The organism is Pseudomonas sp. (assembly GCF_049653025.1).
Lineage (GTDB): Bacteria > Pseudomonadota > Gammaproteobacteria > Pseudomonadales > Pseudomonadaceae > Aquipseudomonas.
The window spans coordinates 350,442-366,791 of record NZ_JBASFM010000016.1; the positions used below are offsets into that span (position 1 = coordinate 350,442).

The 16,350-nt window shown below is 46.5% G+C and carries 12 protein-coding genes and 6 pseudogenes; 6 read left to right on the top strand and 12 right to left on the bottom strand.

The features are described from left to right. Positions 1 to 188 precede the first annotated feature (188 nt). Together WBK23_RS13440 and WBK23_RS13445 are read left to right on the top strand one after the other, a co-directional pair. Positions 189 to 270: pseudogene (locus WBK23_RS13440) on the top strand (hypothetical protein); the annotation flags it as partial. After that, positions 270 to 822, top strand: a pseudogene (locus WBK23_RS13445) (IS66 family transposase); the annotation flags it as partial. The pseudogenes WBK23_RS13440 and WBK23_RS13445, both read left to right, overlap by 1 nt. Before the next feature lie 92 nt (positions 823 to 914). Here WBK23_RS13445 and WBK23_RS13450 read toward each other — a convergent pair. The 10 genes and pseudogenes from WBK23_RS13450 to WBK23_RS13495 form a co-directional block, all read right to left on the bottom strand. Then, positions 915 to 1,112, bottom strand: a pseudogene (locus tag WBK23_RS13450) (transposase); the annotation flags it as partial. 30 nt (positions 1,113 to 1,142) lie between these two features. After that, positions 1,143 to 2,294: pseudogene (locus WBK23_RS13455) on the bottom strand (MFS transporter); the annotation flags it as partial. Further along, positions 2,245 to 3,183: a hypothetical protein gene (locus WBK23_RS13460; protein WP_424484443.1), complete on the bottom strand. Its 939-nt coding sequence runs from the start codon at positions 3,181 to 3,183 to the stop codon at positions 2,245 to 2,247. The gene WBK23_RS13460 and the pseudogene WBK23_RS13455, both read right to left, overlap by 50 nt. A 14-nt stretch (positions 3,184 to 3,197) precedes the next feature. Next, on the bottom strand, positions 3,198 to 3,821 hold the full coding sequence (locus tag WBK23_RS13465) for a 4'-phosphopantetheinyl transferase family protein (RefSeq protein ID WP_424484444.1): 624 nt from the start codon (positions 3,819 to 3,821) through the stop codon (positions 3,198 to 3,200). A gap of 316 nt (positions 3,822 to 4,137) precedes the next feature. Continuing rightward, on the bottom strand, positions 4,138 to 4,839 hold the full coding sequence (gene dapB / locus WBK23_RS13470; RefSeq protein WP_424484445.1) for a 4-hydroxy-tetrahydrodipicolinate reductase: 702 nt from the start codon (positions 4,837 to 4,839) through the stop codon (positions 4,138 to 4,140). Next, entirely contained in the window at positions 4,832 to 5,752 is a 921-nt protein-coding gene (locus WBK23_RS13475; RefSeq protein ID WP_424484446.1) for a cysteine synthase family protein, read from the bottom strand. Before WBK23_RS13475 ends, dapB begins: the two co-directional genes overlap by 8 nt. Positions 5,753 to 5,881: 129 nt before the next feature. After that, positions 5,882 to 6,946, bottom strand: a complete 1,065-nt coding sequence (locus tag WBK23_RS13480) for an NAD(P)/FAD-dependent oxidoreductase (protein ID WP_424484447.1) — start codon at positions 6,944 to 6,946, stop codon at positions 5,882 to 5,884. Beyond that, the gene (locus tag WBK23_RS13485; protein ID WP_424484448.1) at positions 6,936 to 7,304 is read right to left on the bottom strand and encodes a hypothetical protein; all 369 of its coding nucleotides are present in this window, start codon (positions 7,302 to 7,304) and stop codon (positions 6,936 to 6,938) included. Before WBK23_RS13485 ends, WBK23_RS13480 begins: the two co-directional genes overlap by 11 nt. An 18-nt stretch (positions 7,305 to 7,322) precedes the next feature. Next, positions 7,323 to 9,080: an AMP-binding protein gene (locus WBK23_RS13490; RefSeq protein ID WP_424484449.1), complete on the bottom strand. Its 1,758-nt coding sequence runs from the start codon at positions 9,078 to 9,080 to the stop codon at positions 7,323 to 7,325. Between the two features lie 4 nt (positions 9,081 to 9,084). Next, positions 9,085 to 10,419 (bottom strand): SidA/IucD/PvdA family monooxygenase, encoded by a 1,335-nt coding sequence (locus tag WBK23_RS13495; protein ID WP_424484450.1) that lies wholly within the window; start codon positions 10,417 to 10,419, stop codon positions 9,085 to 9,087. A gap of 608 nt (positions 10,420 to 11,027) precedes the next feature. Between WBK23_RS13495 and WBK23_RS13500 the strand changes: the two are divergent. Further along, positions 11,028 to 11,482: pseudogene (locus WBK23_RS13500) on the top strand (IS3 family transposase); the annotation flags it as partial. 688 nt (positions 11,483 to 12,170) lie between these two features. On the opposite strand, the gene WBK23_RS13505 reads toward WBK23_RS13500, so the two are convergent. Both WBK23_RS13505 and WBK23_RS13510 read right to left on the bottom strand, forming a co-directional pair. After that, positions 12,171 to 12,380 carry an antitoxin Xre/MbcA/ParS toxin-binding domain-containing protein gene (locus tag WBK23_RS13505; RefSeq protein ID WP_424484451.1) on the bottom strand — a complete coding sequence of 70 codons (210 nt, stop codon included), beginning with the start codon at positions 12,378 to 12,380 and terminating at the stop codon, positions 12,171 to 12,173. Further along, positions 12,380 to 12,682 carry a hypothetical protein gene (locus WBK23_RS13510; RefSeq protein WP_424484548.1) on the bottom strand — a complete coding sequence of 101 codons (303 nt, stop codon included), beginning with the start codon at positions 12,680 to 12,682 and terminating at the stop codon, positions 12,380 to 12,382. The genes WBK23_RS13505 and WBK23_RS13510 overlap by 1 nt, the downstream gene beginning before the upstream one ends. Before the next feature lie 239 nt (positions 12,683 to 12,921). On the opposite strand from WBK23_RS13510, the pseudogene WBK23_RS13515 reads away from it, so the two are divergent. From WBK23_RS13515 to fabA, 3 genes and pseudogenes are all read left to right on the top strand, one after another. Further along, positions 12,922 to 13,143: pseudogene (locus tag WBK23_RS13515) on the top strand (AbrB/MazE/SpoVT family DNA-binding domain-containing protein). A gap of 590 nt (positions 13,144 to 13,733) precedes the next feature. Further along, positions 13,734 to 15,641: an ATP-binding protein gene (locus WBK23_RS13520; protein WP_424484452.1), complete on the top strand. Its 1,908-nt coding sequence runs from the start codon at positions 13,734 to 13,736 to the stop codon at positions 15,639 to 15,641. 189 nt (positions 15,642 to 15,830) lie between these two features. Further along, on the top strand, positions 15,831 to 16,346 hold the full coding sequence (gene fabA, locus WBK23_RS13525) for a 3-hydroxyacyl-[acyl-carrier-protein] dehydratase FabA (RefSeq protein ID WP_304867185.1): 516 nt from the start codon (positions 15,831 to 15,833) through the stop codon (positions 16,344 to 16,346). The last annotated feature ends 4 nt before the right edge of the window (positions 16,347 to 16,350 follow it).

The following is a 16,350-nucleotide window of genomic DNA, read 5'->3' on the forward strand; positions in this document are numbered from 1 at the left end:
ACCTTCGCGGCCCTCTCTATGGCCCAGCCTGTCTAATCAATTTGCCAGCCCCCACCTAAACATCTGCTTCTGGCAGCTTGGGCCGGTTTCTGCCTAACGCGACCGGCAGATAACGGCCCAGGCTGTGTTAAAACGTTGGCATCGACCTTGCTGTGATTTGATGGATTCGAAATCAGTGGGGGCGGCCAATGAAGCGCTTTATCCAGGGAGAGCATCGAGGCCAAAGCACGCTGCTTCCCGAGAGCCTGGATGACAACGTGGCGGACAGCTACAACGCCGTGGCCACGCAATACGGCACCGAACACCTGGACTGCACCTTCTGCGCGCGCAAGTTCGTCGACGAGCAGAAGGTGCAGTCCACGGGCAAAGCCGGCCGTGCCGACACAGCGCTGAACCTGATAAACAAGCTCTACGGTATCGTGCGTGACCTAAAATAGGCCAACGACAGCGAACTCCTGGCCGCTCGTCAGCAACGCAGCCAGCTACTGCTCGACCAGTTCAAGGCCTGGCTGGACAAAGCCAGCCCCAAGTGCCGGCCAGATAGCTTTGGGTAAGGCGGTAACTATCTTGCCAGCAACTGGAGCAAGCTGGTGCGCTACGCCGAAGGTGGACATCTGCCGATCGACAACAACGGCGCAGAGAGTGCCATCCGCCCGTGCGTCATCGGCCGCAAAAACTGGGTGTTCAGCGACACACCCAAGGGCACCGCGGCCAGTGCGCTACAACCTGATCGAAACCGCCAAGGCCCACGGCCAGGAGCCTTACACCTGGCTGCGCCAGATCCTCAAGCGCCTGCCAAGTACCAGCAGCGTTGAGGGTTAAGAAGCACTGCTGCTGGGGGACTGCTCGCCAACTTCCGCCCATGCTTTCTGATAATAACCCCCTCCTGGCGGACGGGGCTTATGGAGCGCTTACGCTTCGGCTGGCCAGTCATCGGCATTGTTCTTGTCTCCGTGCACCACCGCGCCTCCTGCCTTGAGCTTGGCTCGCCAAGCATGCAGGGTGGCCTGCGAGATGCCTTCTTGACACGACAACTCGGCCACGGACATGTTTTGTGGCGGCAGTAATTTGCTTAAAAGGGCAGCTTTACGCTCAGGTGAATAGCTCGACATTGCAGCACTACACCGCGGAACCTTCAGTATTAATGCAATGGCCAAAAGCCCTATAATTATCAGGAAGCTTGGTACTCCATAGAACCCATCAATCTGGTAGAACACTCCAGATATAACAGGTGCTATTGAGCTTCCAAGCGTATAAAAAACGGCAATACAGGCAGTAGAACCAATTAATTGACTCCCCTTATATGAGCTCCCAAGCTCAATCATGGCAACAGTAAATATACAACCACCGACGCCTCCAAATATAAAAGAAACCACCCATAACGGCCAGCTTAAACTGGTCGTAAAAAACAAAAGCGAAGATGCGCAGCTAGTTAAGGCAATTGAAACAATAATTACTTTGTGAGCAGAAAACCTATCGGAAAGAAAACCAATTGGAAATTGCAAAGAAAAACTACCCAATCCAATTACCGATATCAGCGCTAATGCTCCAGAGATTGTAAACCCTGCATGCATAGCATAAACAGATACTATAGTAGAAGGACCACTCTCATAGAACCCTCCAATAAAAGCAGCTATCACGAGACCAGGACTTTTAATAATAATATTCCAAGGCCGAACACTAGTCTCTTCGCCACTTTCAGTAACATGAATTTTCTTAATAAAAAGAGAAGCTATAATACTTGCGGAAACGAGACAATATGCTGCGATGTAAGGTCCGTCCTTTAGAGAGTTAAGGGTACTAGCAAGAAAAGGACCAAGCATAAAAGTCAAACCCATAAAGGTTTCATATGCACCAATTACCATACCCTTAGTTTTCTCCGGAGCTAGCTCGGCCACAGCGGCCTCAGAGGAAACCCATCTAACACCACCAGAGACACCAAGTAAGAAAGCTGAAAGCAATAAAACACTATACATACTTGCCGTTGACAACATGTAAAATGAAATCAAGTTAAGTACGGCCGTAAACAGAAAAACGTTCCGCAAACCAAATGCACTAATTAATTTTTCTGTAAATGGAGCCGCTAGAACAGATGCAACCCAGATCATTGAAGCAAAAGCCCCCGACATAATGGCACTAAAGCCTTTGTTAAGCATGATTAAAACTACTAATGGCTCAACAAGATAGAATGCAAGCTGGGTAAGAAATTTTGAAATTCCTATAATATAAATCTGATTATAAACCTTACTGAGTTTCACTAGAGCGCCCTTCAATATATTTAAGCAAAACAACACCCCACGATGTGACTCCAGTCGTGGCAATCAGAGCTGTGTTACCACACTCAAGATGCTGCGCCAAATCTGACAATGAAAAAATTGGATCAGCGCTATATGTATGAGCGTATTTTTCAATTGACGCGGTATAAAGAACGCTAAAATTCGGATTTAGAAAGTCAATAATTTCAGCCACCGTCTCGGCACTGTAGTTATTTGTTACCAAGTAATCAAAGTGCTGCTCACCTAGAAATGTACTAAGTTTTTTATGTGCTGCTATGAAGCGTCTGCTTGCATCAAGAGCATCTGAAGGAAATCCAGAGGCATCTAATAGACGACAGCTTTTATCTGAGTATAAATCCACCCCCATCACTTCGTATGCCGACACTCCAAAATGTGCATTTGAAATTATGCACGCAGCAGAGCCATCGCTTAACAGGACTGAGTTATCATATAAATTTCTTTGCGGGCCAGTTTTGGAGTCAAATTTATCGGCAAATATCAATAATATATTTGAATATTTATCTGATTTAATTAGAGCATCGCAGAGCGAAATAGAATTTGAAAAATTTGAGCACTGTGAAAGTGTTGATAAATGTACGTGAGCATGACCGATACATAACTCTTCGAGCATACGCTCTAAAGAAACTTCAAATTCTTTAAAGTCAACAAACGAACTACTTACTATCACCACGCAGTCAACTAGGCCACTAAAGCATTTCAGTGTCTTAATGGCTGCTGATTTCAGCATTTCAACAAGATCAGTTTTCGAAAGCAATAAATCACTATAGCCTGCAGATAAAAGCGCTTCACGAGAAGACGCTAAATCTGAGGCGTTATAATAATCAACAACTGAGGATTTCTCATCAAAAGAATAGCTCAAAGAATGCATGTAGGTTTTTTTAAACATATATAGCCCCGATATTAATAACCGTAGAAGCAAATGCTTATAAGAACGTCCACCTTAACCAAAAAGCTAACAAATTGAACACAGCTTTTCGCAGAAGCGGAAACTTCAATATCGCTTAGCTTGTCTAAATATTTCGACAACTCACGTCCATGAAGTTTTAAGTGAGCTTCCTTTCTTGTCCATACAAACATTTCATACAGTGCTGCAAGGTCCTTACTTAAATTTGCGTGAATATACTGTTCACGCAAGGAAAAAACGCGATTCATAGCGGAAGTATACAATCCTTCGCCATGTATCATCTCTGCATCTAAACCAATGGGGGAATTCGAAATTGCATAATATATATGACCACCTGCATAGCTAATGCTTATAAATAGATCACATTTTTTGGAAATTAAGATCGGATTACCAATAGGGCCGTAATCGAGCGTGGTATCGCAAATGAATTTTAAATCTGCTTGTTGCTTTAATATATCGAAAATATATGCCGCCAAGCCGCTTGACTTGCTTACTAGTTCGTTAGACCCGGGCGCAATCGCCACTTCTATAATTACGACAGGAGGAAATGAGCGCATATGTGCACAAATAACTCGATAATCCATAAGGCCTGCCTGCTGCCTGCTGCGCGCCTCAGACATTACCTGCCATCACTTCATAAAAGAGGATTAATATATGTTATTGATCAGCGATTAAATCAATTGAATATTCGCTGAGAGCCGCCCATTCATTTCAAACAACCAAGATGATCACCGATAGTTTGGCCATTACGATTACTTAGACCTTTGACATGGTAGAATAAGTTGCCACGACGGCTACCTATCCTAAACACAAATTGATCCCGTACGGCCCGTACGGACAGCATGAACTGTTTTTTTCAGAGTGCAGGATATCGATATTAATATTCACATTGTAATCACCTCCCGGTCAAAAATTGGCGAATAAATATACGCTCCGTTAAATCGTCATAAAAGAGTCAAGCCCAACAGAAAATTCTGAGCTATCCACTACAGATCTAATGGATAGCGCAACGCCCTCCATAAAGCACGCTCTATCCAATGAAATATGGCTTATGGTGAGCTGCTCATGCGGCTCTGAAAATATAATGTCCTGCCTAGCCACAACCCCAAAAAGACGAACAGAATGAATAGGTATATTATTAACTATTGTTGCAGACGAATGACCAAACGCCCCTTCACTTAACAATTTACTTGCACTATGAACAGCAGTGCCTGAGGGAAAATCAATTTTTGATTTATTATGCCATTCAATTATATCAACATTCTTCATGTACTTATTTGCAGCTTCTGAAAGCCGCTGCATTAATACAGCACCAATTGAAAAATTAGGGATGTATGCACCTGATACACCTCTTGCCTTTGCAAGAGCCTTTAAACGTGAAATATCATCATCCCGTAGCCCACTTGAGCCAATTACAGGTCTAGCACCACCGCTCATAATTAACATCGCATTATCAAATGCTACGCTGGCTGTTGTTAGTTCTAAGACAACATCAGGGGTGTGTTCTTGTATTTTTTCAGCTAGATCATCGCTTGACGTGCTTGTGCCACAAACAGTGATATCACTTAACTCACGCAAATACTCTGTCGCCAGCGCACCCATTTTACCTTTATAACCGTTAACTAGTACTTTAATCACAGCCTAACCCTTCAGTGATTTCTTTAATCTGCGAAGCATATTTTGCACCACCATCAGGCAGAATAGAGACAATATTCACACCTTTATAATTTGTTGCAATATGCTGAGCAGCAGTTAAAACACCTCCAGAAGATGGACCTAGAAGTATTCCTTCACGTCTTGCAATATATTTAACCATCTTAAATGCAGAGTCATCTGTAACTTTAATTTGGATATCAATAATATCGCGATTGTAATTTCCTGGAACAAAACTCAAGCCGACACCATTTTGTTTGAATGGCAAAAATTTACCACCAAACACTACAGAACCAACAGGTTCAACAGCTACTACTTTCAATTTTGGGTAAGCCTCCTTTAGCTTGACTGATATCCCACTTACATGGCTTCCTGTGCTAACAGAGCACACAAGGTATTCAATAGAAGACAATCCATAATTACAAATCTCCTCTGCCGTTACAGCATGAATACTTTGCGCAGCTGGGTTGTTGTATTGATCTAAATTAATCGTGTTTGGGTTGCTTTTCACTAGTTCTTGAACAATTTTAATTCTAGCCGCTTGCATACCACCTACAGCTTCGCCCTTTTCTACTATAATAACTTCAGACCCAAATATTGATAAAATATCAATCGTTGCTTTTGGAGTTTTTATGTCGACAACGCAAATGAAATTATATCCGCGCGCGGCACAAAGCATTGCAAGGGCAATCCCTAGGTTTCCAGAGCTCGACTCTACAATTGTCATTCCATATTTTAGCTTACCTGATGACTCGGCAGCATTAATTAGCGACAGGGCGGTTCTATCTTTTAAACTACCACCAGGATTTAAAAACTCAAGCTTTCCAAAAATCGAGCTATCGATCGACAGCGATTTAAATTTAACAATTGGTGTATTTCCAATAAGACTGTCTAGCATCCGATACCCCTAATCCTAAATATACCAATAAATACTTAATAAGCAATTACACTAGCAGCGCATTTCGTCAATGCTTATAGAAGCAAATATTAACGCTATAAGATTTAAGATAATTATCTTACAGGCATTTCATACAGTACATAACTCCCCACTAGAGATTGCCGCAGCAACTATTTCTCCAGTTCGCGCAGCAAAAAATATCCCATTGCTTCCATGACCAGTTACCCATAATAAATTAGAGTATTCACTATCATATTCAATTAGTGGATGGTCTTGGGCTGCGTAGGGTCTTAGCCCTGCAATCATTTTGAAATTAGATGTATTGACTGACGTTAGCCATGGTGCCACCTGCGTGGCTTTGCTTAAGATATAGTTCAGACCAGAAATATTCGTAGCTTCATTAAAATTGTCATCCTCCACTGTAGCTCCAATCATAAATGACTCGCCTCTAGGCACAAACCAAACACCATTTATGTATGTGATTTTTTTGAATGGAGGTGGGACTTTATCAAACAATATAGCTTGGCCTTTTTTAGGATATACATTAATATTTTTGAGACTAGTTGAGTATGCCCCCGCGCAAAATACAACTTTGTCAGCGTAGTAAACATTTCCGCGAGGTGACTTTACACCCGCCAATTCGAATTCATTCTTTTTAATAATTTCAGAAATTGACTCTGACAATACTAGTGTAAAATTTTTACTATTGGACATCTCGTCAACTAATAAATCAATTAGGTCGAGGGGCGAAATTTTTCCTTCACCATTATTTAAATAGCCCCCAACAGAGTGCCCGCTAAAACTAGGCTCAACTTTACAAATATCCGCCTCGGAAATCCAAGAGCAATCATATTTTGCCGAATCAGAGTCATAAAAACTTTTGAAAGTTGTTAATTCTTTATCATTTGTTGCCAAGTGTAATCTGCCACACCAGCTCCAGACTTTATTAATTGAACCATCGAACAATTCTTGTTCCAATCGTTTATTTGCTGAGAATGATTGTTCAGCAAATTCATGCCACAATCCGGAGCGTGGATTCCAGCAGTTATGCATCATTATGCCGCCTGCTGCATAAGTTGACTTTGATCCGAGTGCGCTTTCTTTCTCTATCAATACAACTTCACAACCGCTCCTTAATAAATAATATGCGCATACGACTCCAATAATTCCACCGCCAACAATATTAACTCGCACAATCAGGTTCCATATAATTTAGCTCTAATTCTTTATAATCAGCTGACCGAATCACGTGAGTGGCACACCCGAAAATGACATTGAAAAAATCAACGGCATTAGACTTACATATTTTTCTTGACAATACATAATGTGCGAAGTCGCCCTTTATTAAATCACTACTTCGATATTCACTTGCACTGGAGAAAAATGGAATTCCTAAAGCTTTGCACTCCAGGCCAATATGTAAACTCAAGCGTACGTCGTCAGTCATGCTTATTAGAATCCCGGACTGACTAACCATTATCGCACTCAGCAACTGCGGTAAGCTGTCGCTGTACTCATACTCTTTGGCATTGTTATTCAGTAATGAACTCATTCAGCCACACCTCTACTATCACTTTAAAAATTCAAGAGTGTTTAAATGCACATCTAGATCGCCTATAGTCATCGTATTGAACATGATTTCATATTCGACCTCATTACAAAGCAATGAATTAATTTCATCATATATAGCAACGGACTTTAATGACGATATCCCCATATCGCCTAGGCGGTGATTTATATTTATTTGGGTTATCCTGAATTTTTTTAAAATATCAAGCAGGGCTTTTTTTTCTTGCAGCATAACTTTATTGTGCAAGCCATATAATTGAGCGCCTGCTTTAATTTTTTCTGCGATTTGTTCAATGTTTACCTTTCCAGAGGGTAGCAAAGGAAAATTTGGCAACAGGTATAAATTAAATTTGCTAAATCCAATATCGTCTAGCATTAATGCTTTAATCGAAAGATATTGATCAGAAGAGATCGATACTGCATCAATGACAACATTTAACCCAGAGTTCAGGTCACGTAATTCTTTGACAATCTTAATCAGCGTATTTTGCATTAAACATTCTCCAATCATTCCCTCAATATCGGAGAAACCTAAAAACTTCCCAGCGACCTTAACTGTGTAATCTAACCTTCCTAGTACGCGCAGCTGATTGAAATCATCGATGTATCCATGATCTCCTGTATAGTAAACAACTTCCTCACCACTCATATCAAAAGCTAACTTGTTAAGCGGCAAACTTTTTGGCAGATAACCTAAAGCTGCATGGCGCGTAATTATGCAAATTTCGTTGCTCTTTGCGTATTTAGTTTTATCAGATATGCCAATAACTATGCTGCACTCAGGAATTGGAGTGCCCGCAGGCAAACAACCATCGCCTTCACCTATATAGGATGATCCGTACTCATAATATGTTTTAGCATTAGTGGTTTCGGTAGCGCCATACAGATTTATTACTCGCGCATCGTGTCCAAATACATCTTTCAATCGACTTGCAAGCTCAACGGTTACCGCCTCTCCGCCAAGCAATATAATAGGTGCGCTAAACACGGATAGGCGGGAATCAATTTGGCTTATGCACCTGTTAATGGTTGTGGGCGTTGCATGTATTATGTTTATGTTGCACTTTGCTATTAGAGCAAGATTTTCGCGCGACGTTATCGGTGTTGGTTTTTCTGGGATATGCACGCTCGCCCCAGCAAACAATGTAGATAACAAAGCCCTGTATATACCGTCGAAAGTAATTCCTAGCAGGCAGATTACTTTAGAGTTTGCTGTTAAATATTCATCACGAAGCCACATGCTAAAATGGCAAAGACTTCCTGTTTTCCCTAATATATATTTAGGCTCGCCTGTGCTTCCTGAAGTTTTAATTATATATGCAGGATCATCTCCGCGAATGTCTAGCTTAAACGGTTCGCTGACAGCTTGGTTTACTGCGAACAATTCGTCAGCGTCAACACCATGCCTTTCACCCACATCTACTCGCGCTGAAAAATAAATGTCTAATACTTGGCACTTGATGTTTAATTTAGTTTCAATCATCATCCGGTCTAGCGCATTTTCCTCACCATCAATAATATGCACTATTGCGTTCCTGTAATGGAGCGCTATTAATATCGCTATGAATTTGTAGCTGAGTGGCCCTGATAAATTACATACCGTATTTTCATTTACGTCCAAGCGCTTTAAATTTTCAAGTACAACTCCGACATCGAATCTCAGCGCATCATATGTATATGATATTGCGCCGACCTGTATTGCTGTGTGTTTTTTATTTATACGAAATGACTCTTCGAGAACAGCTTGAAATGGAGTCATATCGTCACGCCTCGATATATTTATTATTCAATGTGTTTTGTGAGGAATCGACAACCAGTTCACCTGAATAAACATAATCCTTTAGATCGTCTGTGTACTTATGCAATGAGCGCTCTGGGGTTGGTGCATATTTTTCATAGCCCAGCAATGTATTAACTATTAATGTTGACACCCAGGATTGAATCCATACGCTATGCTCTTGAATTCCAAACGACTCAAACCCCGCATTCCTAATAAATATTTTATTTTTTTCACCTTGGCTCCACTTGACTGAGTGATCAATGTTGAAGTTATTAGGGTCTAAAATTTCCGGGTATTCATTGCTTATTGTTTTCAGAAGTGATGCATAGTCTCTCTTGTTACCCGTTGCCAGTATTATTTTATCTGCGTGGAATTTATATTCTATTCCAGTAAGCTCGTTTCGAGTGACTATATACTGCTTATTGTTCTCCCTAATTATCTTGATTAATCTTTGATTTGAAATTACTTTCGGATCAAAACTCTTGCTTGTATAGTGGATCTTGTCAAAAATCGACGCACATACCTGCGATAACGTATTTGGATCGATTCCGTCACTAGTTGACAGCAAAGAGTCGGTAAGGTATTTGCGACGACTTGGCGTTAGCGAATGCATCTCCTTGAATAGGTTTGGGGTCCATATATCAAACAAATGGACCGCCGGATCTACTGCCGAAAAATGAGGTCTAGAAGACACCCATACTAAGTCTTTAATGTTTTTACTTGAGACGACATCAAGCACTACTTCGGCACCACTTTGTCCACCACCGATTACCGCCACACTATCGCCGCATTTAATATTGTCATGCTCGCTGTACGATAACGCGTGATAAACGCTTTCACATGTTTCTTTTATAAACCCTGGGATATATGGTTTCGTCCCTACTCCAAGTACTATATTTTTTGCCCTATATTCTAACGAATCACTTTTTATCAGAAATAGTCCATTAATATAATTGATGTCTATTACTTCGGTATCCCAAATTACATTCGATAACTTCTTTGATGCCCATGAAAAATAATCGTCAACCATTACTCTTAGCAACGGATTTATAGCTCTTGAACTATACTGGAATGTTATTTTTTTCTCTTTCAGGTAGTTGCTAAATGTGAAATCATTTTGACAATCTACCATTGAAATCAAATCAGACCAGTGATCGCACTGATAGTTTGAGTTCGAAGTCATTAATCCAGGGTGCCAAGAAAACTCAGACTTCTTATCTAAGAATATCGCACTAATTTCTTTGTTGCTTTCAAGCAATGCAGCCAAGCCCAAGTTAAAAACACCTAAGCCGACACCTATCAAGTCATACGTTTTCAATTTATCATTCCAGAATTTGCCGACTGCAGACATAGCTCGGCATTAATGTTAAAACTCACTACTTCGAGTTGCCGACTCACACAACCATGACCGCTAATTATTAATCATTTAATTCGTAAGTCTTCTATCTAAAACTCAACAAGATTTTATCGTCTAATTATCTGATGCATTGACTTTGCGAGATTATTTAAAATTTAAAACATATTATTCTTGTTGTATATTTGTATTCAGACATTAACGACTGCATTGTTATTTCTTAATGCTACTGATTTAAAGTTAGCAAAAATGACATAGCTTACAATTGCTTTGTTCGCCAGGGTATTTATCAGGTGCCAAAGTGTAAGCGGGCAACTCTTTCCGAATCCGGTATAGAGAGTCTGAACTCGCAAAGAGCTCTCTGACTTTTTGTCAGCCCCTTAATCGTTTGTATATTTCGAATTGCTATAAAAACGATAGTTCAATCGCCTATAAATATATAGCTATCATTTCTTATCAACTGCACCAGTTATGCTTATCTATGCTCGGCAAACGCTCCACAGCCCCCACCTACCCATCGCCCGCTGATCATTGGATGCTGCCTACTACATCCCATAATCAATGGCCGTCTGGTAACTGACATTACCTACATCAGTACTTGGCAGGGCTGGTTGTACTTGGCCTTGGTGGTGGAAAAGGTCGTTGGCTGGTCAATGAAGCCGACGCTGGCCCGAGAACTGGCGCTGGGCGCATTGTTCATGGCTCTTTGGCAGCGTAAGCCCAAAGAGCGAGTGATAGTTCACCCGATCAGGGCAGCCAATACGGCAGTGATGACTGGAAGCGCTTCTGCGCTGCCAACAACCTGGAGCCCAGTATGAGCCGGCGCGGTAACTGCTGGAATAATGCGGTGGCCGAGTCTTTTTTCAGCAGCTTGAAGAAAGAACGCATCCGCAAGCGCATCTACAAAACCCGCGACCTGGCTAGGGCTGATGTGTTCGATTACATCGAAGTGTTTTACAACTGAACCCGCCGCCACAGTTACTTGGGCGGTGTCAGTCCTGAGGCCTTTGAAAATGCCTCGTTATGAGGCTGGGAAATGTCTATCGGAGTGGGGGTAGTCCAGCTTTTGGCTGTTTGCAGCCGGTCGCCGCAGCTCTGGATGCCCGGGCCTGATACCGAGGCTCTCTTGTATCTCAGCGATCCCTCGCATGGGCTAGCGCTGTGTGACACACCCTCACTGCTGACGGCGAGGCAGCCAGAAGAACACTGGAGAGGGAATGCTCCGGAGACGGGGACTACACGTGCCTTTCCGCTGTTCGCTTAGGACATTGGCCAGTTTTGGTGATGGCTTGCCGTCATAGACGGCTTCCGCTTCCGCCGCAGCTCTGGTTCCCACTGGGGATCAAGGAAAACCCTGCTCCAAGCCTTGATGGGGGTTCACGGTAGCCTACTGCCGTCACTGTCCGGGCTCACTCAGCATTCTGGTTATCGCGTCGTGTCAACGCAAACATAAGGTCAGACGAGGACAAAGAGTGCGTATCAGCTGAACCAGCTCGATCACGCTGGCATTTCAATAATCCGCAAAACCATTAGCCATAAGAAACTCGCAAGGCAACCGAGTTACAGTAGCGAAGCAGAGGCCAGACAGGCACGCGCTTCTACCTCCGCAATCACTTGATTCCGACAGCTACAAAACTAGGGGCGATTCAGATCTAGGGTTTGAATCGCCCCTATTGGCCACCACGCACATGGTCAAGCCGTTCAGTCATATCGACTCATACAACCCCGCCGTACTCGATACAGCGCAATAACCGACGCACCTGTGTAGCACCGAGATCGGTGCTACACAAGGAATGAGGAGACTTCCCACCCAGGGCAATATTGGGAGAGGTGAGCCAGGAGATAGCGGCAGCACGGTTCTCGAAAACCTCCACGGCCAGCGCCTCGACCTGAGCGAACCGCTTAACATCCACTGATTCAGGCATCAGCTCTTTTCCCAGTAGTTACCGTTGCTGACCAGGCCAAAATCATCAGCGGAAAATGGCTGATCATCATCAAACATGCCATTGACCATATGTTCCCGACGCAATCCACTCAGCACTCTGAAAAAACAGGGTTCACAGAGATGTACCCGGTAGTGCTCCCCGTCATGCTGTGATCCATATCCCCATTGGGCTTCAAGCTTGCCGTATTGGAGGCCATAGCCGGAAATACTCATTCCAGAGCGGCATACGTCGCAGATCACATTCTCAACGACATCGACCAATGCCTGCGACTTAATCTCCATAAGCACCTCACGAATACGTTCCACGCGGCACCGGCCGGTTATGGATTCATACTCACCGGCATCATTTGATCAGCTTCGACTAGCCGAGCATCAAAAACAAGCCCGTAGCTGCTGCCGATAATGCTGGGAAAAGCTGACCTGTGAATCCAGGGTTTTGTTGGTCACGAAGCGGCACTCTTCACCCATTGCTTCCAGAGCCAGTGCAATTTGATGAGCGAGCAAGAAACTGGAGCGCGAAAATGGATACCAAACTAGTGACGATCGAAGATTGGGACGGCGATGGCGCAACCCGTATTCCTGATGAAGTGCTCCAATAACTAGGTGTCGACATAGGCGACACTCTCTATTTGATCGAAGAGTATGTAGGCACTGCTCGGTGCCTTATCCTCAGTAAGACGCCTCGGGTTCCGGATGGTACGGATGAGCTGGCCGAGCACTGGAATCGGATTGGCGATGACTAATGCCCGGCGCATGGGTGATGTGCAGATAGCTGTGACATAAGACTTAGACGTACCGCCATAAGCGGAAAGAGCACCTTTGACGAATAGCTTTGGCCAAAAGCGACCCTTTGCTGAGATTTAAAGTTTGATGAGACTCAACGCGCTCCAATGCAGACAACAATATTCTCGGCACCGCCCCACGCAAGACCACAGCCTTTTGCATAAGCTCCTCTTTTTGCAGTCCCCCAAGCCTGGCCATCAGATTGCCCCTCAGGCACAACTGAAGACTATGAGGCTCATCGTGGACAATTTCTTGATAGGGCTAGGATCTAACCTTTCCAAGGTTCCAGAACATAACGCATCCGTGGTAAACCATTGAAAGTGGCGAATCGCTCGCATTATACGGCGGCATCACTCAGCAGCCAGCTTTTAGCAGGCCCGCAAGCGCTGGCAAAGCCCAGCGGCTCGGTTAACATGCAGCCTTTCAAACGCAGACAAGGTTGTGGCGTGATCGATAACCACCCAGCCCCGCTTCACTCCTGTGCACGGCCGCGTCAGCCAGCCAATCACACGCCGGTGAAAGCAGCGCCGAGGATCGGCGGAGCACATTTATGAACCTGCCTCGTGGCTGGGACATTCACACCCGCACGCAGCTGATCAGCGTTGGCCCGGCATTGCTGCTGACCCTGCTGCTGACTGGCTTCTTTACCTTCGCCCGCTTGCAGGACCTGCGCCAGGAACTCAATCACAACGGTCAGCTGATCGCCAGCCAATTGGCCCCCGCAAGCGCCTATGGCGTGCTGTCCGGCAACCTCGGCGTGCTCGATGCATTGCTGCAGGCCACCCTGAAGACTCCGCACGTGCGTTTTCTCGAAGTGCGCGACCGTACCGGCAATATCCTCCTGTATGTCGAGCAAGCCCCCGGCAGCGGCCAGGCCAGCAGCCAGGTCGAGATTTTCCAGGCCCCTATTCAGCTGCAAACCGCTGCGCGCAGTGAGCCCGTGCAGCAAACCCTGGCCGGTGATTACCTGGGCTACGTCGTGGTTGGCATGTCCAATGACGCCTTTAATACCCGCCAGCAGGAAATCCTGTTCAAGGCCACCCTGCTCGCCCTGTTCGCCCTGGCGCTGACCTTTATTCTTGCGCGGCGTTTGGCCCGTCATCTGTCGCAGCCGCTTAGCGCCATGAGTGAGGCGGTCAGCGCGATCCAGGCTGGCAATTACCAGACCAGTCTGCCCGAAGTCGGTGACGGTGAGCTGCGTGCGCTGGCCCGGCATATCAACAACCTGGCCAACGGCCTAGCCAGTGCCAGCGCCGAGCAGCAACGGGCGATGGCGCTGCTGGTGCAGGCGCGCGAACAGTCGGAGCTGGCCAACCGCGCCAAATCGGACTTTCTGGCGATGATGAGCCACGAGCTGCGCACCCCGATGAATGGCGTGCTGGGCATGCTGCAGCTGCTGGAAACCACCGAGATGACCCAGGAGCAGGCGGAATACGCGGCACTGGCCACCGAGTCCACCGAACACCTGCTGAAAGTCATCAACGATATTCTCGACTTCTCGCGCATCGAGCGTGGTGCGCTGGAGCTGGAGCGCATCCCGTTCAACCTACTCGACCTGCTGCAAAGCTCGATTCAGGTATTCCAGCACAGCGCCCAGCAGCGCGGCCTGCAATTGCAGCTGGAAACCCAGGGCGGTCTGGAACACCTGCAGGTACAGGGCGACCCGACGCGAATCCGGCAGATTCTGGTCAACTTGATCGGCAACGCGCTGAAGTTCACCGAAACCGGCAGCATCCGCGTGCAGACTCACTGGCAGGCGCTCGACAACCAGGTGCTGTGGTTCAGCTGCGCGGTGCATGACAGCGGCATCGGTATCGCACCCGAGCGCCTGGAGCATATGTTCGACGCGTTCCAGCAAGCCGACACCTCTATTTCAAGACGTTACGGCGGCACCGGGCTGGGCCTGCCGATTGCCCGCACCCTGGCCGAACGCATGGGTGGCACCTTGCGCGCCCATAGCCAGGAAGGCCAGGGCTCGGTGTTTACCCTGGAAGTGCCACTGCCCTTCTCCCAGCAAGCGCCGCCAGCGGCCCTCGATTCGCCCTTGCTGGCCGATCAGGGTCAGGGCCAGCCAGTACTGCTGGTCGAAGACAACCCAGTCAACCAGACCGTGATCGAGGCCATGCTGCGCAGCCTCGGCTATCAGGTCAGCCTGGTCGGCGATGGCGCGCAGGCGGTGCATCAGGTCATGCAGCAGCCTTATGCCGCGATCCTGATGGATTGCCGGCTGCCGATCATGGATGGCTATGAAGCAACCCGGCAGATCCGCCGTCTGCCTGGCTGCGCCGAGCTGCCGATTATCGCCCTGACCGCCAACGCCCTGCAGGGCGACCGCGAAACCTGCTTGCAGGCAGGGATGAACGATTACCTGGCCAAGCCCTTCAAACGTGCTGATTTACACCGAATATTACAGCGCTGGTTGCCCCCACGACCTTTGGCGGGTGGCCAAGATGGCTGATCTGCGGCAGGCTAGCGTCACAGGCGCTATGACAAGCTGTTGGCTGCGGAGTACAACTGTACTCAGGACGCTGTGACTTTCACCACAACGCAACAGTCTATGACTAGGCTGTTGGCAGGCGCACAGACTGCGCCGCCAGCCAGGACGATTCGCCCAGCCTTGGCGCATGGGAAATATTGAGGAGCTCGCATGACCAAACAAAATGCCTTCACCCGGGAAGAACTGCTCGCTTGCGGTCGCGGCGAACTATTCGGCCCAGGTAATGCGCAACTGCCCGCGCCGAACATGCTGATGATCGATCGCATCACCCATATCAGCGACACCGGCGGCAAGTATGGCAAGGGCGAAATAGTCGCCGAGCTCGATATCACCCCGGATCTGTGGTTTTTCGCCTGCCACTTCGAAGGCGACCCAGTGATGCCAGGCTGTCTGGGCCTGGACGCCATGTGGCAGCTGGTGGGTTTCCACCTCGGCTGGCAGGGCAACCCCGGCCGCGGCCGCGCCCTCGGTTCGGGCGAAGTGAAGTTCTTCGGCCAGGTTCTGCCGACCGCCAAGAAAGTCACCTATAACATCCATATCAAACGCACCATCGCCCGCTCCCTGGTCCTGGCGATTGCCGATGGCACCGTCAGCGTCGATGGCCGCGAGATTTACAGCGCCGAAGGCCTGCGGGTTGGCCTGTTCACTTCTACCGACAATTTCTAAAGGA

Coding starts and splice junctions, on each gene's coding strand:
- WBK23_RS13460 (WP_424484443.1), bottom strand. CDS start 3,183: ATGTTTAAAAAAACCTACATGCATTCTTTGAGCTATTCTTTTGATGAG.
- WBK23_RS13485 (WP_424484448.1), bottom strand. CDS start 7,304: ATGAGTTCATTACTGAATAACAATGCCAAAGAGTATGAGTACAGCGAC.
- WBK23_RS13505 (WP_424484451.1), bottom strand. CDS start 12,380: ATGCCTGAATCAGTGGATGTTAAGCGGTTCGCTCAGGTCGAGGCGCTG.
- WBK23_RS13520 (WP_424484452.1), top strand. CDS start 13,734: ATGAACCTGCCTCGTGGCTGGGACATTCACACCCGCACGCAGCTGATC.
- fabA (WP_304867185.1), top strand. CDS start 15,831: ATGACCAAACAAAATGCCTTCACCCGGGAAGAACTGCTCGCTTGCGGT.
- WBK23_RS13510 (WP_424484548.1), bottom strand. CDS start 12,682: ATGGAGATTAAGTCGCAGGCATTGGTCGATGTCGTTGAGAATGTGATC.
- WBK23_RS13490 (WP_424484449.1), bottom strand. CDS start 9,080: ATGACTCCATTTCAAGCTGTTCTCGAAGAGTCATTTCGTATAAATAAA.
- WBK23_RS13465 (WP_424484444.1), bottom strand. CDS start 3,821: ATGTCTGAGGCGCGCAGCAGGCAGCAGGCAGGCCTTATGGATTATCGA.
- WBK23_RS13475 (WP_424484446.1), bottom strand. CDS start 5,752: ATGCTAGACAGTCTTATTGGAAATACACCAATTGTTAAATTTAAATCG.